Annotated in this window: 19 protein-coding genes; 13 read left to right on the top strand and 6 right to left on the bottom strand. The window is 65.0% G+C overall.

Features of this window, described 5'->3' with window-relative positions; all coding sequences use genetic code 11:
• Positions 1–21: 21 nt before the first annotated feature.
• The 3 genes from F3J24_RS11045 to F3J24_RS11035 all read right to left on the bottom strand — a co-directional run bounded on the left by F3J24_RS11045 (position 22) and on the right by F3J24_RS11035 (position 2,968).
• Positions 22–759, bottom strand: coding sequence for a LytTR family DNA-binding domain-containing protein (locus F3J24_RS11045; protein WP_167005876.1), 738 nt, complete (start codon positions 757–759; stop codon positions 22–24).
• A complete protein-coding gene (locus tag F3J24_RS11040) occupies positions 740–1,810 on the bottom strand; it encodes a histidine kinase (protein WP_167005873.1) in 1,071 nt (356 codons plus the stop codon). The genes F3J24_RS11045 and F3J24_RS11040 overlap by 20 nt, the downstream gene beginning before the upstream one ends.
• A gap of 192 nt (positions 1,811–2,002) precedes the next feature.
• The gene (locus tag F3J24_RS11035) at positions 2,003–2,968 is read right to left on the bottom strand and encodes a DMT family transporter (RefSeq protein ID WP_167005870.1); all 966 of its coding nucleotides are present in this window, start codon (positions 2,966–2,968) and stop codon (positions 2,003–2,005) included.
• A 340-nt stretch (positions 2,969–3,308) separates the two neighbouring features.
• Between F3J24_RS11035 and argH the strand changes: the two genes are divergently transcribed.
• The 11 genes from argH to pbpC all read left to right on the top strand — a co-directional run bounded on the left by argH (position 3,309) and on the right by pbpC (position 21,095).
• Complete coding sequence (argH, locus tag F3J24_RS11030; RefSeq protein WP_087084859.1) at positions 3,309–4,757, top strand: argininosuccinate lyase; 1,449 nt, start codon at positions 3,309–3,311, stop codon at positions 4,755–4,757.
• Between the two features lie 99 nt (positions 4,758–4,856).
• Positions 4,857–5,837 carry a Bug family tripartite tricarboxylate transporter substrate binding protein gene (locus tag F3J24_RS11025; protein ID WP_167005867.1) on the top strand — a complete coding sequence of 327 codons (981 nt, stop codon included), beginning with the start codon at positions 4,857–4,859 and terminating at the stop codon, positions 5,835–5,837.
• 154 nt (positions 5,838–5,991) lie between these two features.
• Positions 5,992–12,003: an alpha-2-macroglobulin gene (locus tag F3J24_RS11020; RefSeq protein WP_167005864.1), complete on the top strand. Its 6,012-nt coding sequence runs from the start codon at positions 5,992–5,994 to the stop codon at positions 12,001–12,003.
• A gap of 224 nt (positions 12,004–12,227) precedes the next feature.
• Complete coding sequence (locus tag F3J24_RS11015; RefSeq protein ID WP_167005861.1) at positions 12,228–13,349, top strand: ABC transporter ATP-binding protein; 1,122 nt, start codon at positions 12,228–12,230, stop codon at positions 13,347–13,349.
• A 46-nt stretch (positions 13,350–13,395) separates the two neighbouring features.
• The gene (locus F3J24_RS11010) at positions 13,396–14,685 is read left to right on the top strand and encodes an ABC transporter substrate-binding protein (RefSeq protein ID WP_167005858.1); all 1,290 of its coding nucleotides are present in this window, start codon (positions 13,396–13,398) and stop codon (positions 14,683–14,685) included.
• Entirely contained in the window at positions 14,685–15,641 is a 957-nt protein-coding gene (locus tag F3J24_RS11005) for a carbohydrate ABC transporter permease (RefSeq protein ID WP_240154312.1), read from the top strand. Before F3J24_RS11010 ends, F3J24_RS11005 begins: the two co-directional genes overlap by 1 nt.
• Entirely contained in the window at positions 15,638–16,504 is an 867-nt protein-coding gene (locus F3J24_RS11000; protein WP_205244716.1) for a carbohydrate ABC transporter permease, read from the top strand. Before F3J24_RS11005 ends, F3J24_RS11000 begins: the two co-directional genes overlap by 4 nt.
• A gap of 34 nt (positions 16,505–16,538) precedes the next feature.
• Positions 16,539–16,925: a VOC family protein gene (locus F3J24_RS10995; RefSeq protein WP_167005854.1), complete on the top strand. Its 387-nt coding sequence runs from the start codon at positions 16,539–16,541 to the stop codon at positions 16,923–16,925.
• A gap of 81 nt (positions 16,926–17,006) precedes the next feature.
• A complete protein-coding gene (locus F3J24_RS10990) occupies positions 17,007–17,882 on the top strand; it encodes an endonuclease/exonuclease/phosphatase family protein (protein ID WP_167005852.1) in 876 nt (291 codons plus the stop codon).
• An 87-nt stretch (positions 17,883–17,969) separates the two neighbouring features.
• Positions 17,970–18,527, top strand: coding sequence for an HdeD family acid-resistance protein (locus tag F3J24_RS10985; RefSeq protein WP_003058133.1), 558 nt, complete (start codon positions 17,970–17,972; stop codon positions 18,525–18,527).
• Positions 18,528–18,737: 210 nt separating this feature from the next.
• On the top strand, positions 18,738–21,095 hold the full coding sequence (pbpC, locus tag F3J24_RS10980; RefSeq protein ID WP_240154311.1) for a penicillin-binding protein 1C: 2,358 nt from the start codon (positions 18,738–18,740) through the stop codon (positions 21,093–21,095).
• Between the two features lie 27 nt (positions 21,096–21,122).
• On the opposite strand, the gene F3J24_RS10975 is transcribed toward pbpC, so the two are convergent.
• Positions 21,123–22,016, bottom strand: coding sequence for a LysR family transcriptional regulator (locus F3J24_RS10975; protein ID WP_167005847.1), 894 nt, complete (start codon positions 22,014–22,016; stop codon positions 21,123–21,125).
• 80 nt (positions 22,017–22,096) lie between these two features.
• Between F3J24_RS10975 and F3J24_RS10970 the strand changes: the two genes are divergently transcribed.
• Positions 22,097–22,717 (top strand): nitroreductase family protein, encoded by a 621-nt coding sequence (locus F3J24_RS10970; RefSeq protein ID WP_167005845.1) that lies wholly within the window; start codon positions 22,097–22,099, stop codon positions 22,715–22,717.
• Positions 22,714–23,595, top strand: coding sequence for an EamA family transporter (locus F3J24_RS10965; protein ID WP_167005843.1), 882 nt, complete (start codon positions 22,714–22,716; stop codon positions 23,593–23,595). Before F3J24_RS10970 ends, F3J24_RS10965 begins: the two co-directional genes overlap by 4 nt.
• Positions 23,596–23,635: 40 nt before the next feature.
• On the opposite strand, the gene lldD is transcribed toward F3J24_RS10965, so the two are convergent.
• Together lldD and lldR are read right to left on the bottom strand one after the other, a co-directional pair.
• Positions 23,636–24,772, bottom strand: a complete 1,137-nt coding sequence (gene lldD, locus F3J24_RS10960) for an FMN-dependent L-lactate dehydrogenase LldD (RefSeq protein ID WP_167005840.1) — start codon at positions 24,770–24,772, stop codon at positions 23,636–23,638.
• A complete protein-coding gene (gene lldR / locus F3J24_RS10955; RefSeq protein ID WP_167005837.1) occupies positions 24,769–25,539 on the bottom strand; it encodes a transcriptional regulator LldR in 771 nt (256 codons plus the stop codon). Before lldR ends, lldD begins: the two co-directional genes overlap by 4 nt.
• Between the last annotated feature and the right edge of the window lie 10 nt (positions 25,540–25,549).

The raw sequence follows: 25,549 nt of genomic DNA, 5'->3' as shown, positions 1-25,549 counted from the left end.
GCTTTCAGCCGGTTTTTTTATTCAGGAAATATCTTTCAGTTCGGTCTTGACCGCCGCCAGCTGGCGGCGCGAGACCGGAAGCAGCTCGCTCACGCCCTGCAGGCGCAGGCCCCAGCCTTCGCCTTCCTGCGGGTCGTCATATTTTTCGAGGCCGCGCAAGGCCGCACGCAGCACCAGGGCGTTGCGGTGTATGCGCAGCAGATGCTCGCCATGGCGAGTTTCGAGATCGGCCAGCGCTCCGTCGAGGATGTAGTTGCGCTGCACGGTGCGCACGGTGATGTATTTCTGCTCGGCCTTGAGAAAACGCACTTCGGACAACGGCAGCCGCAGCGTGCCGCCGCGCTCCTGAATCAAAAGCACAGGGCCGCTGTCCACGACGCTGCGCGTGCTCAGCGCACGTTCTGCCTTCTGCAGCGATTGCTGCAGGCGTTCCAGGCGTACGGGCTTGGTCAGATAGTCCACGGCATCCAGCTCGAAAGCCTGTACCGCATGGCTGGCATGCGCCGTCACGAACACGATGGCGGGCGGGTTGGCCAATTCCGCCAGGGACGCTGCCAGCTGCAGCCCGTTGTGGCCGGGCATGTGGATGTCCAGCAGCACCAGCTGGATGGGGGCGGGCTGTGCGGCCTGCAGCATCTGCAGGGCCTGGTCGGCATCGGCGGCTTCCTGAATATGGTGGGGGCCATGTGCGCAGTCGCCGAGCAGAGTGCGCAGTCTGGCGCGAGCCAGAGCTTCGTCATCAACGATCAGAATGTGCATAGCGGGATTCTCCCGGTTTTGGCTCGGTCTGCTGCAAAGGCACGCTCAGGCGCACCACGTACAGCCCGTCGCGCACCTTGGCGCTGAAACTGCCTTGCAGGTCGTGCAGCAGCGACAGCCTGGCCCTGACGTTGTCCAGGGCCATGCCATGGCCGCTGCTTTGATGCTCGGCACTGGCCGGCGGCAAGGTGTTGATAATCTGGATCAGCGCCTCGTTGCCGCGCCTTTCGGTGCGTACCTGCAGCTTGCCGCCGCGCGCATTGGGCTCCACTCCATGGCGGATGGCGTTCTCCACTAGCGGCTGCAGCAGCAGCGGCGGCAGCAGCGCGCCATGCACGCTTTCATCGAGCTGCCACTGCATCTGCAGGCGCTCGCCAAAGCGAACCTGCTCTATGGACAGATAGCGCTGGGCCAGCTCTATTTCCTGGGCCAGCGTGGTGGTCAGATGGGGTTCGGCCAACGCATAGCGAAACAGATCGCTGAGATCCTCGAGCAAGGCTTCGGCCTTGGCCGGCTCGGCGCGCACCAGCGCAATCGCGCTGTTGAGCGTGTTGAACAGAAAGTGCGGTCTGATGCGTGACTGCAGCTCGGTGAGACGGGCCTGAGTCTGCGCCGGTGTGTTGCCGCGCGCGCGCAGCACCAGCGCCGTCACGAGCAGCGCGGCGAGCAGGCCGCCTGTGACAGCACTGGCCAGCCAGGGTGCTTTGGCTATGCCGATGAAGAACAGCATGCCGCAGGCATAAAGCCCTGCGAGCGCGCCCAGCAGCACGCCGGCCAGATATTGGCCGCGCGTGTCCAGACGCTGCAACTGGTGCTTGAGGCTGCAGGCGGCGATCAGCCAGACCAGGGTGCCTGGCAGGCAGGCCCCGGTGAGCAGAGCCGCGCTGGCAAACCACTCCCAGAGCGAGTCCGCACCATAGATGGCCGCCGTGCCCACCACCACCTGTACAAACAGCACGGCGCGCAGCACCACGCCGGCATTGCAGGCGTCGAACACCAGGACCGGGCGGGCCGAGGTTGCTGTGGCAGCGATGAGCGGTGAGATGGGCACGGGTGGTCTGGAGCAGGGCGGTGTTTGGGACGCAGCCTGGAGCGGGCTGAAAATGCACCAAGGGCATTCCTGCCGACAGAGCAGCATGCCCGGTCCGAATTGGCGCGAGTCCTGCGATTATTGGCCAGCAGCTGCGCTGCAGCGGCAATTCGCACGGCATCTGTCGGTTCGATGCATCAGCTTTGTGCTGACTCAAACCGAGGCCGCCGCCCGGCTGGCGGCCTGATAGCGTCTGAGCGACCAGACCACGCCCGCAAGAATCAGCAGCATGGGGGCCAGCTCGACGAGCAGGGGCAGGCGCTGTTCATAGAGGAAGTGGTAGGCCAGGGCAAACAGGGTCTCGAACACCAGCAACTGGCCCACGAAGGTGATGGGCAGGCGCTGGCTGGCGGCATTCCACATCCAGTTGCCCAGCCAGGACGAGAGGATGGCCACGGCCAGATTCAACAGCCAGAACAGCTGCCAGCGCTGGGCCGGAATGTCGGGGCTGCCGGCACCGCTGGCCTCAGGCGATATCAGCCATAGCAGAACCCAGAGCAAGGCGCTGATCAGCCCGACGACCAGACCCCAGAGCGTGGACCACTCCGTGCCGTTGAAGCGGCTTTGTGCCAGGTAGCGGGTGTTGTCCAGCGCATAGCGGCTCCAGCAGAGCATGGCCAGCACGGCCATCAGCACGCCCAGCAGATAGCGCCCCTGGTTGCCTGCGGGCCCCGTGGTCAGCGCATGGGCGTTGACAAGCACGATGCCGGCCAGAATCAGCGCCATGGGTGCCAGCATGCGGCGCAGCGGAAGCGCGCCATGGGTGTTGCGGCCCAGCAGCGGCACGGTGACGGGAACCAGGCCCACGATCAGCGAGGTCACGGCCATGCCTATCCATTGCACGGCGGTGGCGACCAGGGCAAAGTACACCACATTGCCCGTCAGGGCCAGCCAGACTAGATGCCGGATATCGGCCGCTTGCAGCCTGGGCAGCAGCCTGGTGGCCCGGGGCAGAAAAACGCATAAGGCCACCACGCCGTAGAGCACGAAGCGGCCAAAGGTGATCTGCAGCGGCGAGAACTCCGGCAGCATGGCCGGCACGAGAAAAATCGCGCCCCAGAGCGCGCAGGCGGCCAGCGCAAAACCGAGGCCGGAAATCAGGGAAGAGCGGGATTGCATGCCGGGCGGCGCATCGACCGCCTGGGCAGCGGCCGTGAAGGGAAGGTAAGCAAAGACAGCGTGATTGTCCGCGAAGGCCAGAAACCGGGTGGCTGCAGCCGGATTTGCCAGCTTGGCGGGATACGGCTTGCAGGCCTTGTCTATCAATCGCAGGGTGCTATTGAATCGTGAGTGTGTGGGGCGCGAACAGCGCTTTGTCGCAGTGGCCGGCAATGGCTCTGGGACGCTGTGGCGCCGGGGCCGGGTCAGGCCGATAAAATCCCTGTTTCTGCTTTGCACAGCCGTCACGCCAAACTTCTGCATTGGGCGGCCTGTGGTTTTACGGGATTGTTGCCCTCACATGTCTACATCTGCTCCTTCGCACAACCAGCTCGATTCCAAGGCCGAAGCCTGGTCTGCCCTGTTCTCCGAACCCATGAGCGACCTGGTCAAGCGCTACACCTCCAGCGTGTTCTTTGACAAGCGCATGTGGCAGGCCGACATCCAGGGTTCTCTGGCGCATGCCGAAATGCTGTCGGCCCAGAAGATCATTGCGGCCGAAGATTTCGCCTCCATCCAGAAGGGCATGGCGCAGATCACGGCCGAAATCGAGGCCGGCACTTTCGAGTGGAAGCTGGATCTGGAAGACGTGCACCTGAATATCGAAGCGCGCCTGACCCAGCTGGTCGGTGATGCCGGCAAGCGCCTGCACACCGGCCGCAGCCGCAACGACCAGGTGGCCACCGACGTGCGCCTGTGGCTGCGCAGCGAGATCGACCTGATCGAAGGCCTGCTCAAGGAGCTGCAGCGCTCGCTGGTCGACGTGGCCGCCAAGAACGTGGACGTGATCCTGCCCGGCTTCACCCATCTGCAGGTGGCTCAGCCCGTGAGCTTCGGCCACCATATGCTGGCCTATGTGGAAATGTTCAAGCGCGACGCCGAGCGCATGCTGGACGTGCGCAAGCGCGTCAACGTGCTGCCCTTGGGCTCTGCCGCCCTGGCCGGCACCACCTACCCGCTGGACCGCGAGCGCGTGGCCAAGACCCTGGGCATGGAAGGCGTGAGCCAGAACTCGCTGGACGGCGTGTCCGACCGCGACTTCGCCATCGAGTTCACCGCTGCCGCCTCGCTGTGCATGGTGCACGTGAGCCGTCTGTCGGAAGAGCTGATCATCTGGATGAGCCAGAACTTCGGCTTCATCAAGATCGCCGACCGCTTCACCACCGGCTCGTCCATCATGCCCCAGAAGAAGAACCCCGATGTGCCCGAACTGGCACGCGGCAAGACCGGCCGCGTGGTCGGCCACCTGATGGGCCTGATCACGCTGATGAAGGGCCAGCCCCTGGCCTATAACAAGGACAACCAGGAAGACAAGGAGCCGCTGTTCGACACGGTGGACACCTTGAAGGACACGCTGCGCATCTTCGCCGAGATGATCGGCGGCCAGCTCAACCCCGCCAGCGGCGTCAAGGAAGGCGGCATCACGGTGAATGCCGAGAACATGCGCGCTGCTGCCCTGAAGGGCTATGCCACGGCCACCGACCTGGCCGACTATCTGGTCAAGAAGGGTCTGCCCTTCCGCGACGCCCACGAAACGGTGGCTCACGCCGTGAAGCTGGCCACCATGAAAGGCGTGGACCTGACCGAGCTGCCACTGGCCGAGCTGCAGGCCTTCAATCCCAACATCGAGGCTGATGTGTTCGAGGCCCTGAGCCTGGAAGGCTCGCTCAACGCCCGCAACACGCTGGGCGGTACGGCCCCGGCTCAGGTGCGTGCGCAACTGGCCAAGCATCAGGCTCGCCTGGCCTGATGGGCCCCGGCACTGTGGCGTAACGTTGACGCCTTGAAAGCGCCCTTTGCCGGGCGCTTTTGTTTTGGTTAGTCTGCAAAAGAGATAAGGAGAAAACACATGACGCAATCTCGTCGTCAATTGCTGAAAGCCGGTGCGGGAGCGGTTGCAGCATCGGCTCTGGGCCCGCTGGCCTGGGCCTCGTCGGGCCAGCCCATCCGCATTCTGGTGGGCTTTCCGCCCGGCGGTGGCTCGGACGCGATTGCGCGCCTGCTGGCCGACAAGCTCAAGGACGAGCTGGGCGGCGTGACGGTGCTGGTGGAGAATCGCCCCGGCGCTGGTGGCCAGATTGCAGCGCAGTTGCTCAAGGCCTCGCCTGCCGATGGCCATACGCTGTTTCTCACGCATGACCACACCATCTCCATCCTGCCCAAGGTCGTGAAAAAGCCCGGTTTTGATCCACAGCAGGACTTCATCCCCGTGGCCGGGGTCGCCACTTTCGTGAATGCGCTGGCCGTCTCCAGCAACACGCCGGTGAGGAATCTGGCCGAGTACGCGGCCTGGGCCAAGGGCAGTGCCAAGAATGGCACCATCGGCATTCCGGCGCCGGCATCGACCCCCGAATTTCTGGTCAAGATCCTGGCCGACCACTACAAGCTCGACCTGGTGGCTGCACCGTATCGCGGCAGCGCTCCGCTGTTGGCCGATATGCTGGGCAATCAGATTCCGGCCGGCATTGCCTCGGTGCCCGACTTCATGGAGAACCAGAAGGCCGGCAAGCTGCGCGTGATCGGCGTGCTCGGTGCCAAGCGCCAGGCTTCCATGCCCGAGGTGCCGACCTTGCTGGAGCAGGGCATCAAGGGCTTTGAAGACATGCCTTACTACGGCATTTTTGCACCCCGGGGCGTGCCCCAGGCCTTTGTCGAGCGCTTCTCTGCAGCGGTAGGCAATGTGCTCAAGCAGCGTGACGTCTACGCGCAGCTGACGGCTCTGGGTCTTACAGTTGGATACATGAATCCCCGCCAGTTGGGGGAGCGCGAGGCCGCTTATTCCAAGGTCTGGGCCGGTATCATTCAGCGCAGCGGTTTCCAGCCGCAGTAGTTTCGCGCGTGCAGCACATGCTCAAGGCCCTGCTTCACCTGTGAGGCAGGGCTTTTTGCATTCTGCCGCCCCGCACTGCTGCGTCGCTGATTCCAGACTTCAGATTCAAACAGCCAGGGCCGGCAACATGCCTGCCCCAAAAGGAAGTGACTGTATGACTGTGCCTTACGCAGAGGGAAGGAAGAGGGAGCAGGTCGCGCCGCTTTGGCGCGGGCTGCTGAAGGCAGGCCTGTTATGGGGTCTGGCGGCCACGGCGGCACACGCCGTCGGGGTGCGCCAGTTCAGCCCGCAAGGCGATGTGAGCAAAGTGGGGCAGGTGGTGGTGCAGTTCGATGCGCCTGCCGTGCGCTTTGGCGACCCCAAGGCAGAGGCTCCGGTCAATCTGCAGTGCAGCAATGCCCAGGCCGCCAAGGGCACGGGGCGCTGGAACAGCGAAAAGGAATGGGTCTTCGACTTTGCCCAGAACCTGCCCGCAGGCGTGCGCTGCACGGCCCAGCTCAACCCGCAGTTCAAGAGCGTCTCGGGCGGAGCCCTGACGGGCGCGGCCAGCTATCAGTTCCAGACCGGCGGCCCGCAGGTGGCCCGCATCGCGCCCGACACCTATGAAGAGGTGGACGAGCAGCAGTATTTCGCGCTGCGCCTGACGGGCGCAGCATCCGTCGACAGCCTCAAGCAGCGTGTCTGGTGTACCTCCGAAGGCGTGGGCGAGCGCATTCCCGTGCAGTTGATTGAGGGCAAGGACCGCGAGGCCGTGCTCAAGCAGCGCCACTGGGACAAGGATGCGGCCCAGAATCCGCAGAACTATGCGGTGCTGGCCTGTAACCGCCGCCTGACCTCGGGCAGCAAGATGACCCTGGTCTATGGCAAGGGCGTGGCCATGGCCAACGGCCTGGCCAGCAAGGACGAGCAGCGCTACGAGTACCAGGTGCGCCAGCCGTTCAGCGCCGACTTCAGCTGCGAGCGCGAGAACGCCAACGCCGCCTGTCTGCCGATCCGCCCCATGCGCCTGTCCTTCAGCGCGCCGGTGCCACGCAAGCTGATCGAGGGCATACGACTCAAGAGCGGTGCCTCGGCAGTGGCACCGATCATCGAGCAGAACGGCGACAAGCTGGCCGAGGATTCGCTGGTGGATAGCGTGACCTTCCCCGCCACCATGCAGCCGAACTCCAAGTATGTGGTGGAGCTGCCGCCGCAGTTCAAGGATGCCGCGGGTCGCACGCTGAGCAATGCCAATATGTTCCCGCTGGCCACGGCCACGGGCAATATGCCGCCGCTGGTGAAGTTTGCCGCGGCGCCCTTCGGCATCGTCGAGCGTTTTGCGGAAGGCCCCAAGGGCCCGGCGCTGCTGCCCGTGACGCTGCGCAATGTGGAGCCGCAGCTTCTGGGCAAATCGCTGGACGCCAGCGTGGTGCGCACCAAGAAAGGCGGCTCGGATGCCGACATCATCGCCTGGCTCAAGAAGGTCGAGCGCTATGACAGCTATAGCGTGGAGCGCAAGCGCGCTGCGCGCGATGTGAAGGTGCTGCCACCGGTCATCAACGACGACAAGCACTGGGTGCAGACCCGCATGCTGTCGCTGCTGGACGGCCAGAGCCAGACCCAGACGCTGGAGCTGCCCAAGGCCGCCAGGAACGATCCGCGTCCCTTCGAGGTCGTCGGCATTCCGCTGAACCCGGGCTTCCAGGTGGTGGAGATTGCCTCGCCCATGCTGGGCCAGTCGCTGCTCGACGAGGGCTATGGCGAGGGCCGCACCATGTATGTGCGCACCTCGGTGCTGGTGACCAATCTGGCCGTGCACTTCAAGCTGGGCCGCGAGAACTCCGTGGCCTGGGTGACGACGCTGGACAAGGGCAAGGTGGTGCCGGGCGCCACGGTGCAGGTCTCGGACTGCAACGGCCAGGCCATCGCATCGGCCGTGAGCGACGCGCAAGGCATTGTGACCTTCAACGGCCTCAACCCCAATCCGCCCTCCTGCAGCAACGAAGACGGCTACTACCGCAGCAGCTCCTATTTCGTGAGTGCGCGTGCCAAGACCGATGCCGGTGAAGAGTTGGCTTTTGTCTGGAGCAACTGGAACAAGGGCATAGAGTCCTGGCGCTTCAATGTGCCGACCAGCTCCAGCAACAAGCGCGACGAAGTCGCGCATACGGTGTTTGACCGCATGCTGTTCCGTGCTGGCGAAACCGTGTCCATGAAGCACTTTCTGCGTGCCCTGACCGGACCAGGCAAGAACTCCAAGGGCTTTGAGCAGACCCAGGACAAGCCCGACCGCCTGACCATCACCCATCTGGGCAGCGGCCAGCGCTTCACCCAGGCCCTGAGCTGGAATGCCAACGGCAGCGCGACCAGCGAGTTTCCCATCTCCAAGGCCGCCAAGCTGGGCGAATATGCGGTGGAGCTGGGCTATACCAATGGCAGCGGTCGCCGCTCCAGCTTCAGCACCGGCATCTTCCGTGTCGAGGAGTTCCGCCTCCCTGTGATGGAAGGTCGCGTGGGGCCGGCCGGCAAGGATCAGCTCTATGCGGTCAGCAGCGTGCCTGCCGAGGTGCAGATCAACTATGTCTCCGGCGGTGCCGCCGCCAACCTGCCGGTCAAGGTTTCGGCGCTGCTGCGTTCCAAATCACTCAATTTCGCGGACTGGGACGGCTTCAGCTTCAACCCGCCGCGCAGCGCCCAGGACATGGGCAGCAGTGACGACGAGGAAAGCACGGCGGCCGACGAGACCAAGGTGGTAGCCGACAAGCTGCCCGTGACGCTGGACAAGAACGGTCTGGGCAAGGTCAGCATCGACAAGCTGCCCAAGTCCGGCGAGCCGCGCGAGCTGCTGATGGAAGCGACCTATGCCGACCCGAACGGCGAGGTGCAGACCCTGCGCAGCACGCGCACCATCTGGCCTGCCGCCGTGGTGGCGGGCGTGCGCTCCGAGAACTGGATCTCGGTGGATCGCAAGCTGCGCTTCCAGGCGCTGACACTGGATACGGCGGGCAAGGCCCAGGCCGGAGTGCCGGTCAAGGTCGAGGCCGTGGCGCGCATCACCACCTCCAGCCGCAAGCGACTGGTGGGCGGCTTCTACAGCTACGACAACCAGACCACACTCAAGAATCTGGGCACCGTCTGCTCGGGCACCAGCGACAGCCATGGCCTGGTGCAATGCGAGGCCCAGCTGTCCCAGCCCGGCGAGGTGGAGCTGATCGTCAAGGCTGCCGACAAGGACGGCCGCAGCAGCCAGGCCGCGACCTCGGTGTGGGTCACGGGCCAGGGCGAGCTCTGGTTCGGTGGAGAAGACCATGACCGCATGGACGTGCTGTCCGAGCGCAAGAGCTATGAGCCTGGCGAGACCGCTCGCTTCCAGGTGCGCATGCCCTTCCGTCGCGCCACGGCGCTGGTGGCCGTGGAGCGCGAAGGCATCGTCAGCACCCAGGTGGTGGAGCTGACGGGCGAGAACCCCACGGTGGACGTCAAGGTCGAAGACAACTGGGGTCCCAACGCCTATGTCAGCGTGCTGGCGCTGCGCGGCCGCCTGATGGAAGTGCCCTGGTACAGCTTCTTCACCTGGGGCTTCAAGTCGCCGCTGGAGTGGTGGCGTGCCTTCTGGAATGACGGCAAGGAATTCATCGCACCGACCTCCATGGTGGATCTCTCCAAGCCTGCCTTCCGTTTCGGCATGTCCGAAATTCGCGTGGGCCTGAAGAGCAATACGCTGGACGTCAAGGTGTCCTCGGACAAGTCCAGCTACAAGGTGCGCGGTACGGCCAAGGTCACCATCAAGGCCACGCTGCCCGATGGCAAGCCCGCTGCAGGTGCCCATGTGGCACTGGCAGCCGTGGACCAGGCCTTGCTGGAGCTGATGCCCAACAGCAGCTGGAATCTGCTTGATGCCATGCTGACGCGCCGCGAATGGGGCGTGCAGACGGCCACTGCCCAGATGGAGGTGATTGGTCGACGCCACTATGGCAAGAAGGCCGTGCCTGCGGGTGGTGGCGGTGGCCGCAGCCCCACGCGCGAACTGCTCGACACCCTGCTGCTGTGGAAGCCTGATGTGGTGCTGGACGGCAACGGCATGGCCCTGATCGAGGTGCCGCTCAACGATGCCCTGACCACCTTCCAGGTGGTGGCCGTGGCCGATGCGGGCGTGAGCCTGTTCGGCACCGGCCAGGCGGCGATCCGCACCACGCAGGATCTGCAGATCATCAGCGGCCTGCCGCCGCTGGTGCGCGAGGACGATCAGTTCCGTGCCCAGGTCACGCTGCGCAACACATCGGCCAAGGCCATGAAGGTGGAGGTCACGCCGCGCGCCACCATGCTGGAGCTCAAGGCCCAGACCGTGGAAATTCCCGCTGGCGAGGCGCGTGAAGTGGCCTGGGATGTGAAGGCTCCGGCCCAGCTCTCCGGCACGCGTGCCGAAGCGCTGATCTGGGAGATTTCCGCGCGCGACACTGCTGGCGGCGCCGATGCGGCGCAGGATGCGCTCAAGATCAGCCAGCGCATCGTTCCCGCCGTGCCGCTGTCGGTACAGCAGGCCACGCTGGTGCAGGTCAACGGCAGCTACAGCGTGCCCGTGAATCCGCCCGCCGATGCCCTGCCAGGCCGTGGCGGCCTGCAGATGTCGCTGGTGCCCAAGCTGACCGAAGGTCTGCCCGGCGTGCGCGACTGGTGGGCCCGCTATCCCTACTCCTGCCTGGAGCAGACCACCAGCAAGGCCGTCGGCATGAACAACGCCGAGCTGTGGGGCAGCACCATGGCCCAGCTGCCCAACTATCTGGACGGTGACGGCCTGGCCAACTACTTCCCGCCCCAGGACGGATCGGTCAGCCGTGGCAGCGATACGCTGACCGCGCATCTGCTTAACCTGTCGGCCATGGCACAGGGCGTTGACAAGCGCTTCGTGATCCCGGCCGCAGAGCGCGCACGAATGGAGGACGGTCTGATCGCGTTTGTGGAAGGCCGCATCCAGCGCAACTTCTGGAGCCCGCGCAAGGATCTGGAAATGCGTAAGCTGGCGGCGATTGCCGCGCTGGCACTGTCGGGCAAGGCCACGCCGCGCATGCTTGACAGCATCAATGCCACACCCAATCAGTGGCCTACGCACACGGTCATCGACTGGGTGATGCTGCTGCAACGCATGAGCGATGCGCCACAGCGCGATGAGCGCCTGGCCCAGGCCATGCAGATTCTGCGCGCCCGCCTGACCTACAACGGCACGCGTGCCGGCTTCTCGACCGATCAGGACGACAGCTGGTGGTGGCTGATGCAGGGCCCGGACGTGAATCTGGCACGCCTGATTCTGGCGACCATCAACGACCCTGCATGGGCCGAAGACATGCCGCGTCTGGTCAGCGGCTTCATAGCGCGTCAGCAGTCCGGTGCCTGGAACACGACCACGGCCAACCTCTGGGGAGCTTTGGCGCTGCGCCGCTTCTCTCAGAAGTTCGAGTCCGAGCCCGTGGCCGGCAGCACCGTGGCCAGCATGAACGGCAACGAGGCCAAGGTGAACTGGGCCGATGTCAGGCGCGCCACTGCCGAGGATGCGCAGGGCACGGCCCATTCCAACAGCGTCTTCGGCGAGCCCGTGCGCGCCGGCGGCCTGATGAACAACACCATGTTCATGCCCTGGGCCAAGGCCGGCAAGGGTCAGCTCAGCGTGACGCAGCAAGGCACGGGCAAGCCCTGGCTGACCGTGCAGTCCGTAGCGGCCGTAGCCCTCAAGGCGCCGTTCAGCGCCGGCTACACCATCAAGAAGACCGTGACTCCGGTGGAGCAGGCCGACAAGGGGCTGTTTGGTGGCGGCCAGTACACACGCGGCGATGTGCTGCGCGTGACGCTGGAAGTGCAGGCCAAGACCGATATGACCTGGGTGGCGATCACCGATCCCGTTCCCACAGGGGCGACGATTCTGGGCGGCGGCCTGGGCCGTGATTCGGAGATCGCGTCCAAGGGCGAGAAGCAGGAGGGCGCAGGCTGGCTGGCCTACGAGGAGCGCAGCTTCGAGTCCTATCGTGCCTACTACCAGTACCTGCCCGCAGGCACGACCAAGGTCGAATACACCGTGCGCCTGAACAATGCCGGTGAGTTCGCCCTGCCACCCACGCGTGCCGAAGCGCTGTATGCGCCCGAGATGTTTGGCGAGATTCCCAATGCCAAGCTCAAGGTGGTGATGCCCAAGTAAGCCCTCTGCGGTTTCTCGGTCCTACGCCAAGCCCCGGTCTGCGCCAGCAGCCGGGGCTTTTTCATGCACTGGTGCTATGGATACAGAAGCTGCTTTCGCCTTTGAAGACGATAATTCAAAGGTATTCCTATCTGAAATCAATAAATAGAGAGCGCAAGCAGCTCCTGTTTTGATGACGTCCGTGCTGACACGCGGCTGTCATCCAGTCTTTCTAGACTGGCGCGATGTCTTTGATCGAGCTGGAGAACGTCGCCAAATCCTGGGGTGACGCCACGGCCCTGCATGCCGTGAATCTGCGCATTGAGCCAGGCTCGTTCTGCGTCCTGCTCGGTCCTTCGGGCTGCGGCAAATCCACCACTTTGCGCATGATTGCCGGGCTGGACATGCCCAACTCGGGGTCGGTGCGCATCGATGGTCGCGACGTTACCCATCTGCCGCCTGCGCAGCGCGGCATTGCCATGGTGTTCCAGAACTATGCGCTGTTCCCGCATCTGAGCGTGGCCGACAACATCCAGTTCGGTCTGCAGGTGCGCAAGGTCGGCAAGGCTGAGCGCAGGCAGCGTCTTGAGCAAACGGCCGAGCTGCTGGGACTGACGGCGCTGCTGGACCGTCGGCCAGCCCAGCTCTCTGGCGGCCAGCAGCAGCGTGTGGCACTGGGCCGTGCGCTGGTGGCGCAGGCCAGGGTCTGCCTGATGGACGAGCCGCTGTCCAATCTCGATGCCCAGCTGCGCCAGGAAATGCGCGCCGAGCTGCGCGAGCTGCAGCAGCGTCTGCGTCTCACGGTGGTCTATGTGACCCACGATCAGGCCGAGGCCATGAGCATGGCCGATCAGGTGGTGCTGCTCAACAAGGGTCTGGTGGAGCAGGCCGCCGAGCCGCGCGACATCTATGCCCGACCTGCCACCACCTTTGCTGCGCGCTTTATCGGCACGCCCGCCATGAACATCGTGGCCCTGCAAGGCAACCGGATTGCCGGCAGCGATGTGGTCGTGGCCCCGGATCTGGTGGCGGGTGGCGCCTATCCGCAGGCGCTGGGCGTGCGGCCCGAGGTGATTGCCGTGGCACGCGATGCCGATGGCGCCGTCGAGGGCGATGGCAAGCGCATTGCGGCCACCGTGCAGGGCTTTGAATATCTGGGCGCCGATCTGGTGCTGCGCTGCCGGGTGGGCAGCGAGCTGCTGACGGCGCGTGTGCCCGGCCATGCCCATGCCGACCTGCGGCCCGGGCAGGCCGTGTTCCTGTGCTGGCCGCAGCAGGCTGCGCACTGGTTCGATGCGCAGGGCGGGCGCATTCATGTGTGCGGGCAGGCGGTGGAATCCGCCCGCTCCTTGCTGGCCGCAGCCTGAGCCGCCAGCGTTTTCGATTGTCTGCAAATCCCGAGGAGAGATTCCCATGCGTCGTCAAACCTTTGTTCACGGCCTGTTCGCCGCTGCCGCCGGCCTTGGCCTGGCGGGCACTGCTCTTGCACAGTCCCCGCTGGAAGTGCCTTTCTATTACCCCGTGGCCGTGGGCGGCCCCATCACCAAGGTGATTGATGGCTACGCAGCGGACTTCAACAAGGCGCATCCGCAGTACAAGCTCACGCCCATCTATGCGGGCACCTATCAGGAAACCATCGTCAAGGCACTGACGGCACACAAGGCGGGCAAGGCGCCTGCGACCTCGGTGCTGCTGTCCACCGATATGTTCACGCTGATGGATGAGGGCGCGATCGCGCCCATCGACGACTTTGTGAAGACCGATGCCGACAAGGCCTGGCTCAAGGGCTTCTACCCGGCTTTCATGGCCAACAGCCAGACCGGTGGCAAGACCTGGGGCGTGCCCTTTCAGCGCTCCACCGTGGTGATGTACTACAACAAGGAAGCTTTCAAGGAGGCCGGCCTGAACCCCGACAAGGCACCCCAGAACTGGAAGGAGCTCAGGGAGGCGGCCCACAAGCTGACCAAGAAGGACGCCAGCGGCAAGGTCGTGCAATACGGCATCCAGATTCCGTCCACCGGCTTTGGCTACTGGATGCTGCAGACCCTGACCACGCCCAATGATGTGCTGCTGGCCAACGAGTCCGGGACCCGCGTCACGCTCAACAACCCCAAGGTGGTGGAAGCGTTGAACTTCTGGGTGAGCCTGGTCAAGGATGGCGTGCACCCGGCCGGTGTGGTGGAGTGGGGCACGACGCCCAGGGACTTCATGGAAAAGAAGGCCGCCATCATCGTGACGACCACGGGCAATCTCACCAATATCCGCGCCAATGCCAAGTTCGACTTCGGCGTGGGCCAGATCGCCGGCAATGTCCGCAAGGGCTCGCCGACGGGCGGGGGCAATTTCTACATCTTCAAGAACGCGCCCAAGGAGCAGCAGCAGGCTGCGTTCGAATTTGCCAAATGGGTGACCCAGCCCGAGCGTGCCGCCCAGTGGAGCATGGACAGCGGCTATGTGGCGGTCTCGCCCGCGGCTTATGAGACGCCTGCGCTCAAGAAGTATGGCCAGGACTTTCCCCAGGCCCTGGTGGCGCGTGATCAGCTGCCTGTGTCGGTCGCCGAATATTCCACCCATGAGAACCAGCGCGTGACCAAGGTGCTCAACGATGCGATCCAGGCTGCCCTGAACGGCACCAAGACCGCAGCCCAGGCCATGGACGATGCGCAGAAGGAATCCGACCGCATTCTGCGTCGCTACCAGTAATGAGCAGTCCGGCGCTTGACACCGGCAGTGGCGCCATGGCGGCGCCCTTGTCATCCAGGGCCGCCCGCAGGCTGGCGCAGGCCGCGGCACGCCAGCAGGCCGTGCATGCCTGGCTGCTGCTCATGCCGGCGCTGGTGCTGCTGCTGGGCTTTACGCACTGGCCGGCCCTCTCTACGCTGATCGACAGCCTGCATGCCACGGCGCGTGGCGGCCAGCCCGGTGAATGGGTGGGACTGGAAAACTATGCGCTCATGGTCGACGACCCCGTGTTCTGGCAGGCCGTGCGCAACAATCTCTGGTTTGCCGCAGCCACCATTCCGCTGTCCATGGGACTGGCCTTGCTGATGGCACTGTGGGTCAACGAGAAGCTCGCGGGGCGGGCCTTGCTGCGCATGGCGTATTTCACGCCCACGGTGCTGCCCATGATTGCCGTGGCCAATATCTGGCTGTTCTTCTACACGCCCCAGTACGGACTGCTGGAGCAGGTGCGCGGCGCACTGGGCCTGGGCGCGCACAACTGGCTGGGAGATCCATCCACGGCCCTGGCCTGCATCACGCTGGTGGCGGTGTGGAAGGAGGCAGGCTTCTTCATGATCTTCTATCTGGCCGCGCTGCAGACGCTCAATCCCAGCCTCAAGGAGGCGGCGGCCATCGAAGGCGCATCGCGCTGGTATTTCCTGCGCCGCGTGCAGTGGCCGCTGCTCATGCCGACCACGCTGTTCATTCTGGTCAACGCCGTGATCAATGCCTTCCGGCTGGTGGACCATGTGTTCATTCTCACGCGCGGCGGGCCGGACAATGCCTCCACGCTGCTGCTCTATCACCTCTACGAGGTGGGCTTCAAATTCTGGGATACCGGCTATGCCGCGGCCATCACTGTGGTGCTGGTCGTGGTGCTGGCCGCCGTGGCGCTGTTCCAGTTCTTCGTGCTGGACAAAAAGGTGCACTATCAATGACCGCTGCTGCATTTCCATCAACGCGCAGCAGCGCCGGGACGGACCGGGGCCTGAGCTTTTATGGCGCTTCATGGCTGGACACCCTGGCCGCCTGGACGTTGGCCCTGCTGTGGCTGCTGCCGCTGGCCTATGCGGTCTGGACGGCGTTTCACCCGTCCGATGCGTCCACGCGCCTGGATCTCTCCGCGCCCTGGACGCTGCAGAACTTCCGCCATGCCTGGGAAGCCGCGCCGTTTGCGCGCTATTTCCTCAATACCATCTTGCTGGTGGCCATGATTCTGGCGGTGCAGCTGCTGCTGTCCACGCTGGCCGCATTTGCCTTTGCGCGCTTGCGCTTTCGCGGCAGCAAGTTGGCGTTTGCGCTGGTGCTGGTGCAGCTGATGATCATGCCGGACATTCTGCTGGTGGCGAACTATCAGACCATGTCCAGGCTGGGCGCGGTCGATACCCTGGTGGGCATGGGGCTGCCGTATTTCGCCTCGGCCTTTGCCATCTTCCTGCTGCGCCAGACCTTTAAGGGCATACCCCGCGAACTGGACGAGGCCGCGCGCGTGGAAGGTGCGAGCACGCTGCAGATTCTCTGGCGTGTCTATGTCCCGCTGGCCAGGCCGGTCTACACCGCGTTTGCGCTGGTTTCGGTGAGCTTTCACTGGAACAATTTTCTCTGGCCGCTGATCATCACCAACAGCGTGCAGGCGCGTCCGCTCACCGTGGGCCTGCAGGTTTTCTCCAGCGTGGAATCGGGCGTGGAATGGTCGACCATCTGCGCTGCCACGCTGATGACTTCGGGGCCGCTGCTGCTTGCCTTCCTCATCTTCCAGCGCCAGTTCGTGCAGAGCTTCATGCGCGCAGGCATCAAGTGAACGGGATACAGTCGGACTCTTTGAGGAGCTGACGATGCCCGGTCCCGCTGCTGCTGGTGTGCTGATCTATGCCAAGGACTTCCAGGCCCTGGCGCGCTTTTACGAACAGGTGCTGGACATGCAGCGGCTGCATGAGGATGAGCACATCATCGTGCTGGAGTCCGCAGCCTTGCAGCTGGTGATTCACGCCCTGCCTGCCGAGATTGCGGCGCAGGTCCAGGTCGGCAGGCCGCCGCAGCGCCGTGCAGATGTGGCGCTCAAGTTCTTCGTCACCGTACCCGCGATCGCCGGGGCCGCAAGCGTCGCGCAGGCGCTGGGCGGCCAGGTGTTCGACGAGCGCTGGCAAGGCCCCGGCTTTGCGGTCTGCAATGCCATGGACAGCGAAGGCAATGTGTTCCAGCTGCGTGAGAGCCAGGCCTGATCGGCTGCTCTGAAAATATCCGCTGCCAGCGCTGCGCAGGCAGGCGCTGCAGTCATTTTCGATGTGGAAAGAAGCGACAAGATGAATATCCTGAGCTGGAATGTGCAATGGTGTTGCGGCATGGATGGACAGGTCAGTGTGGAACGCATCGTGCGCCACGCGCTGCAAATGGGCCAGCAGGCCGGCGGACTGGATGTGCTGTGCCTGCAGGAGATCGCCGTCAACTACCCCGATCTGCAGGGCCGGCCCGGCGACCAGCCGGCCGAGTTGCAGGCGCTGTTGCCGGGCTGGCAGATTGTCTTTGGTGCCTCGGTCGACGAGTTCACGCCCGGGGGACATCAGCGCTTTGGCAATCTGGTCGCTACACGCCTGCCGCTGCTGCAGGTGCAACACTATCCGCTGCCCATGCCGGCCGATGCCGATGTGCGCTGCATGCAGCGCATGTGCTCGGTGGTCACAGTCGCTGACGCGGCATTGGGGCCGGTACGCATCATGACCACGCACCTCGAGTATTTTTCGAAGCGCCAGCGCATGGCCCAGGCCGGTGCCCTGCGCGCCCTGCATATGCAGGCCTGTGCACTGGCCGATGCCCCGCCGCAGCCGGCCAGCGACGGCTCTCCCTACCAGACCAAGCCGCATACCCGCCATGCCGTGCTTTGCGGGGACTTCAACTTCGAATCGCACGAGCCCGAGTATGCCGTCCTGTCAGCCCCGTGGGCGGCCGGTGAACAAGACTGTCTGCAGGCCGGCCAGTGGCGCAATAGCTGGGATCTGCTGCACCCCGGCCAGCCGCAGCCGCCCACCTTCAGGCTGGTGGACCGGACCTGGGGCGCCGAGCCCGGAGCCTGCGATCTGCTGTGGGTCAGCGACAGCCTGTGCCAGCATGTGCAGGCCTGGCGTGTGGACAGCACCACAGAGGCGTCCGACCACCAGCCGGTGATGTTGACGCTGGGCTGAACTTGTTGTTAGGGTCGGAGCTGGATTCGAGAGACCTGCTGCTGCGCAAGTCGCAGTGATGTGGAACCGTGAAAGAGAGGAGTCTTCATGCCTGTAGAAATTCCGTCCATGTCCATCATGCTGCACCGTAGCTGGTGGGTGCTGTTGCTGCGCGGTGCTGCCGCCATCATCTTCGGGGTGCTGACCTGGATGCAGCCCGCAGCATCCGCGGCCGCACTGGTGCTGGTGTTCGGTGCCTATGTGTTTGTCGATGGCTTGCTGGGCATCTACACAGCCATCAAGAGCCGTCAGCAGTCGCGTCACTGGTGGCTGGTTCTGCTGTGGGGGCTGACGGGTGTGGTTGTGGGGGTACTCACGGTCATCAACCCGGCGATCACCGCATTGGTGCTGACCATCTATATCGGTGTCTGGGCTCTGATGACCGGTGTGCTGCAGATCGTCGCGGCGCTGCGTTTGCGCAAGGAAATTCAGGGCGAATGGCTGCTGGTGCTCGGCGGGCTGCTGTCGGTGCTGTTCGGCATCTTCGTGCTGATGCAGCCCGGTGCGGGCATGATGGCCATGCTGTGGGTGTTGGCGACCTATGCCGTGATCTTCGGCGTGCTGATGGTGATACTGGCGTTCAAGATCAAGAAGTTCACGGCCTGAGAACTTAATCTCGTTCCGAAATGCAGTGACTTCGGCAAAAAGCGGCTCGTAGAAGCCGCTTTTTTGTTGCCGCTTGTCTGAGCAGTCTGTTTGTCGGGCCATCTTTGGGACAATGCCTGCTGACTTCCAACAGCGCACAACGACATGGAACAAGGCATGCAGCGGTATTTCCAGCCCCCGAGAGTGAAACAGTCCTGGCGGGCAGTCGGCATGACGGCCGCCTTGTGGCTGGGTCTTGCCGCCAGCAGCCATGCCGTGCCCAGCTACGACGAGGTGCGCAGCGAGCATCGCTCCTCGGAGACCCTGCTGCTGTCGCGCGAGGGTGAGCTGCTGCAGCGCCTGCGCACCGACAGCACGGTGCGCCGCGGGCCCTGGGTGGCATTGGCCGATGTATCGCCGGCGCTGCGCACGGCCCTGGTGCTCAGCGAGGACAGGCGTTTCTACGAGCACAGCGGCGTGGACTGGGCTGCCGTCACCGCTGCCGCCTGGGGCAATCTCTGGAACACGCGCACGCGCGGCGCGAGCACCATCACCATGCAGCTCGCAGGTCTGCTAGACGGCGACTGGCGTCAGGGGCCGGGTGGGCGCAGTGTGGTGCAGAAGGTGGGGCAGGCCGTGGCGGCCCAGGTGCTGGACAGGCGCTGGCGCAAGGACCAGATTCTCGAGGCCTATCTGAACATGGTGCCGTTTCGCGGCGAGATCGTGGGCATCGATGCGCTGTCCCAAAGCCTGTACGGCAAGGCAGCCCATGGGCTGGATGCACGCGAGGCGGCCATTGCCGCGGCCCTGGTGCGTGCGCCCAATGCGTCGGTGGAGCGCGTGGCCCAGCGTGCCTGCGGCGTGCTGCAGGTGATGGTACCGGACGATGTGGCGGCCAAGGATTGCTCGGCCATGCAGCTCTATACCTCCAGCGTGCTGCAGCGGCGCCAATGGCTGGCCAGCGAGGGCGTGGCGCCGCATTTTGCGCGGCGCTGGCTGGCGCTGCCGCAGAACAGGGGGCACGAGCAGGTGCGCTCGACTTTGAACGCAGCCTTGCAGCGCTTTGCCGTGACCAGCCTGCAGCAGCATCTGCGCGAGCTGCAGGGCCGCAATGTGGAAGATGGTGCGGCCGTGGTGCTGGACAACCGCAGCGGCGAGATTCTGGCCTGGGTGGGTTCCTCGGGCACGCTGAGCCAGGCATCCGAGGTCGATGGCGTCACCGCTTTGCGCCAGCCCGGCTCCACGCTCAAGCCCTTTCTCTATGCCCAGGCGATGGCCGAGAAACGCATCACCGCCGCCTCGCTGATCGAGGATTCGTCGGCCCACATTCCCACGCAGAACGGCCTCTACATTCCGCAGAACTACGACCGGCGCTTCAAGGGCTGGGTGTCGGCGCGCACGGCGCTGGCGTCCTCGCTCAATGTGCCGGCGGTGCGTACGCTGGTCATGGTCACGCCCGATGCTTTTTTCGAGCAACTCAAGAAGCTGGGCCTGCCGCTGCGTGAAAGCGGGGGCTACTACGGCTTCAGCCTGGCGCTGGGCAGCAGCGAGGTCGCGCTGCTCAATCTGACCAATGCCTACAGGGCGCTGGGCAATGGCGGTCAATACCGCCCCGTGAGCTGGGCTCTGCCCCAGACAGACGGCCGCAGATCTGGCGATGCAGCGCCGGGCAACGAGATGCCGCTGCAGGCACTGGATGCGCGGGCCGCCTTCATCGTCGGCGACATTCTTTCCGACAATATGGCGCGGGCCCCGACCTTCGGGACCGACAGCGTGCTGGCCACGCGCTTCTGGACGGCCGTGAAAACCGGCACCAGCAAGGATATGCGCGACAACTGGGCCGTAGGCTGGTCCGAGCGCTACACCGTGGGCGTCTGGGTCGGCAATGCCGGTGGCGAAGCCATGCACTCCGTGAGCGGCACCAGTGGCGCAGCGCCCATCTGGGCCGATATCATGGGCTTTCTGCATCGCAATGTGCCCAGTCATGCACCCCGGCCACCCGCTGGCGTGCTGCAGCAACAAGTGCAGTTTGGCGCGCTGGCCGGTGGCGGAACGCCCATCGAAAGCGCGCGTGGCGAATGGTTTGTGCAAGGCACGCAGCAGTCGCTGTTTGCCATGGATCACGTGGCGGGCAGTGCAGAGCAGAAAAGCCTGGTCAGGCAAAAAGGAAGCAAGTCCGGCAGCGCTGCGGCTGCGGCCGCTGTGCGTATCTCGCGCCCGGCCAATGGCACGATTCTGGCGCTGGACCCCGATATTCCGCCCGATAGCCAGCGCGTGCAATTGGTGGCGCGCCAGGCCGGCATGGCGGCCGAGCAGGACTGGCGTGACGGCAGCTTGCGCTGGCGGCTGGTAACCCGGCAGTACGGCCCGCCCGCGACTGCCGACAAGAATGTGCAACCCGTGATGCGGGAAGTGCAGCGCGAGCTGGGGCGTGGCAGTCAGCTGGGCTGGCTGCCATGGCCAGGGCGCCACAAGCTGGAGCTGCTCGATGCCTCAGGCAAGGTGCTGGACAGCATCGCGCTGGAAGTGCGCGGCGCCGGTGCCTTGGTGGCTGGGCCGGAGCAGATCCAGAGCCAGCGCCGGCGTTGAATGCTGGCCGGTCAATCGGCCAGGCGCTCAGTTGCCAGAATCGAACTGGGCTACCAGAAAGTCCAGCAGCGCCCGCAGCTTGGGCGTCATGTGCTGGCGCGACGGATAAATGGCATAGAGCGCGGTCTTCACCGTGCTCCAGTCTTCCAGGGCGGCCTGCAACCGGCCCGTGCGCAGGTCTTCCTCGACATAGGGCAGCGGGATCAGGCTGACGCCAAAGCCCGCGCGCAATGCATCGCGCACCGCCAGGCTTGAGGACACCGAGTAGCGCGCATTGACCGCCACGCGCTCCATGCGCCCGCCTTGCTCAAATTCCCAGGCATCCGCATGGCCCGAGAGGCTGAAGCGTATGTGCTCCAGGCCGTTGAGGTCGGCAGGCGTGTGCGGGCGGCCGCGCTTCTCGAAATAGCCAGGCGCGGCGCACAGCACATGCGACATGGTTGTCAGCGGTCGCGCAATGAGCGAGGAATCCTCAAGCCGGTCACTGCCGCGTATGGCCAGATCGAAGCCTTCGCGCACGATATCGACGCGCCTGTCGTCCAGGTGCAGGTCCAGCTGCAGCCCGGGGTGGCGCTCCAGGAAGGCGGGTAGGGCGCAAGAGATCTGCGTCAGCGTGAATGTCATGGGCGCGCTGACCTTGAGCAGGCCGCTGGGCGCAGCCTTGAACGGGCATAGCGCCGTGTCGGCATCGGCCAGCGCATCGAGTGCCCGCGTGACATGCTCGAGATACAAGCGGCCTTCCTCCGTCAGCGCCATGCGCCGTGTGGTGCGCTGAATGAGGCGCGTGCCCACATGGGCCTCAAGCTCGGCGATGTTCTTGCTGATCGCGGCCGGTGACAGTCCCAGGCTGCGGCCCGCCTCGGCAAAGCTGCCTCGCTGCGCGACGCGATGAAAGACTTGCAAGGCGGTCAGTCGGTCCATGTGATTCTTCTCTGTTGGTGAATGGTTTATTTTGATAATCGCCAATTATTAATTCAGGGTGAATTATCTACAGTCGTGCCATGACGACACTTCATCCCACACTCACCCTCATTGAGCAGCGCATCTCGGCTAACCGCTTCGATACTTCCCACCATCTGGCGGATGCCGACATATCAAGGTTGGTGCAGCTGGCCACGCGTGCACCCACGGCCTACAACCTTCAGAACTGGCGCTTCATCGCCGTGCGCACGCCTGGGGCCAAGGCCAGGCTGCGCGCAGTGGCGCAGGACCAGGCCAAGGTCCAGGAGGCGGCCGTCTGCTTCATCGTCTGCGGCGTGCTGGCCGACCCCGAGGCGTTGGCCGAACGGCTGCAGCCCTCCGTGGACGCGGGCTTCATGCCTGCCGCCATGGCGCAGGGATGGCTGCAGGCCGCGCAGCAGCAGTACGCCAGCGCGCAGGCGGTGCGCGACGAGGCCCTGCGTTCGGCCAGCTTCGGCGCCATGACACTGATGCACGCGGCGCAGGCACTGGGCCTGGCGTCCTGTGCGATGACCGGCTTCAATGCCGAAGGCGTGGCAGCCAGCTTCGGTCTGGCGAGCGAGGAAGTGCCGGTCATGCTCGTCACCGTGGGCCGTGCTGCGCCCGGCAACTGGCCGCAGAAGCCACGCCGGCCGCTGGATCAGGTGCTGGAGTTCGTATGAGCGCCGGCCAATCTGCGCATACGTCCTGGCGGACCCAGGCGCGAGATCTGCTGCTGACGGCGCTGGCACCCGCCATCTGGGGCAGCAGCTACATCGTCACCACGCAGCTGCTGCCGCAGGTGCCCGCGATGACCGTGGCCTTGCTGCGCGCGCTGCCCGCAGGCCTGTTGTTGCTGGCATTTGCACGGCGCCTGCCGCAGGGCGTGTGGTGGCTGAGGGTGTTCATTCTGGGAGCGCTCAACTTCTCGGTGTTCTGGAGCATGCTGTTCGTCTCGGCCTACCGCCTGCCGGGAGGGGCGGCCGCCACCGTCGGGGCCGTGCAGCCGCTGGTGGTGGTGTTTCTTGCGGCCTGGGTGCTGGGCAGCGCGCTGCGGCCGGCCTCGGTGCTGGGAGCCCTGGCCGGCCTAGCGGGTGTGGCCTTGCTGGTGCTCACGCCTGGTGTGAGGCTGGATGCGACGGGGATTGCGGCGGGCCTGGCCGGAGCGGTTTCCATGGCCTGCGGCACGGTGCTCACGCGCAAGTGGCGTCCTCCCGTGCCGCTGCTGACCTTCACCGCCTGGCAGCTCACGGCCGGCGGACTGTTGCTGCTGCCAGTGGCGCTATGGACCGGACCGGACTTTCCCACGCCCACACCGGGACATCTGATTGGACTGGCCTGGCTGGGTCTGGTGGGCGCGGCGCTGACCTATGTGCTGTGGTTTCGCGGCATTGCCCGGCTGGAGCCGGACATGGTGGCGCCGCTGGGTTTTCTGAGTCCGCTGACGGCGATTTTGCTGGGCTGGGCATTCCTGGACCAGACGCTGACGGCCGTGCAGATGGCTGGCGTGGCCCTGGTCATGGGCGGGATCTGGCTGGGGCAGCGGGGCGCGGCGCGCTGATCCCCGCAAGGCCCGGCCCAGGGCCGGAGCCTGTGCGGGATCAGTCCCGTACCAGCAGATTGCCAGTGATCTCTGAGACGTTCTTGACGCTGGTCAGCGTCATGGCCACGCGCATTTCCTTTTCGAGCAGGTTCAGCAGGTTGGTCACGCCGGCTTCGCCTTCTGCAGCCAGCGCATAGACGAAGGCGCGGCCTATCATGGTGCAGTCTGCGCCCAGGGCCAGCAGGCGCACGATGTCCAGGCCGTTGCGCACGCCCGAGTCGGCCAGGATCTTGATCTGGCCCTTGACGGCATCGGCAATGGCAGGCAGGGCGCGTGCCGACGAGAGCACGCCGTCGAGCTGGCGCCCGCCGTGGTTGGAGACGATGATGCCGTCGGCCCCGAAACGCACGGCATCCCTGGCGTCCTCGGGGTCGAGAATACCCTTGATGAGCATGGGACCCTTCCAGAAGTCACGGATCCACTCCAGGTCCGACCACGAGATGGAGGGATCGAAGTTCGCGCCCAGATAGCCCATATAGTCTTCGAGCGAGACGTTCTGGCCCTTGTAGGTGGAGATATTGCCCAGCGTGTGCGGGCGGCCCATCAGGCCTACGTCCAGGGCCCAGTGCGGATGGGTCACGGCCTGCAGATAGCGGCGCATGGCGGCGTTGGGGCCGCTCATGCCCGAGTGGGCATCGCGGTAGCGGGCTCCGGGCACGGGCATGTCCACGGTGAAGACCAGGGTGGAGACGCCCGCAGCCTGAGCGCGCTCCAGCGCGTTCTTCATGAAGCCCCGGTCCTTGAGCACATAGAGCTGGAACCACATCGGTCGTCCCAGTCTGGGCGCGACTTCCTCGATGGGGCAGACCGAGACACTGGACATGGTGAAGGGAATGCCCTTCTTGTCGGCTGCCGCGGCGGCCTGCACTTCGCCACGGCGGGCGAACATGCCGGTCAGCCCCACGGGAGCCAGCGCCACGGGAATCGAGAACTTCTCGCCGAACAGCTCGATGCTGGTATCGAGCTGGCTCATGTCCTTGAGCACGCGCTGGCGCAGGGCCACGTCGGCCAGGTCGTCGACATTGCGCGCCAGCGTCTTCTCGGCATAGGCGCCGCCGTCGAGGTAGTGGAACAGAAAGGGCGGCAGGCGCTTTTGCGCAGCCGCGCGGTAGTCGGTAGTGGAGGAGATGATCATGAAAAAATGGCGGAGGAAGAGGAGAAACGATCCAGCCGCTTGCGTCGGGCCGCCTCGGCATCCGACTCGGACAGCTTTTCGTGAACATAGGCCAGGTGCTGGCCGATAGCGCTTCTGGCCTGCTCTGGCTCGCCGTCGACAATGGCCTGCATGAGATTGCGGTGCTGCGCAGTCAGATGCTCCAGCGTCGAGAGATCATCATGCACGAACATCAGGCGCCGGTTCTGGGCCACGGTGCCCAGCACCAGCTCGAAGAGGCTGCCCATGAGCTGTACCAGCACGGCATTGTGCGAGGCTTCGGCAATCGCCAGATGGAACTGGGCGTCGGAGCGGGCCGCGCTGGCGGCATCGCGTGCCTGCTGGTGGCGCAGCATGTCGTCAAAGCAGCGGCGGATGCGGTCCCTGTCCTTGTCGGTGGCACGCTGGGCCGCATACCAGGCGGTGCTGAGTTCCAGGGCCTGGCGTGCTTCCAGCACGTCGTAGCGGTATTGGGGGTCGTCGCGCAGCAGGGACTCCAGCGGTGCGACGGCCTGCTCGTGCCACAGAGGCTGGCGCGAGCCGACAAAGGTGCCGGCCCCCACGCGGCTTTCGAGCACGCCGCGGCTGGCCAGCTTCTGTATGGCCTCGCGCAGCGCCGTGCGCGAGACCCCCAGCTGCTCGGCCAGCGCCCGCTCGGTCGGCAGCTTGGCACCGCTCTGGAGCTGGGTGCTCTGGATCAGCTCCAGCAACTGCTGGGCAACGCGGTCGGACAGGCGGATGGCGGGCATGGGGTCTGGC

Source organism: Comamonas sp. Tr-654, assembly GCF_011752915.1.
GTDB lineage: Bacteria > Pseudomonadota > Gammaproteobacteria > Burkholderiales > Burkholderiaceae_C > Comamonas.
The sequence above is the reverse complement of the archived record's forward strand: the minus strand, read 5'-3'. Positions and strand labels throughout refer to the sequence as shown.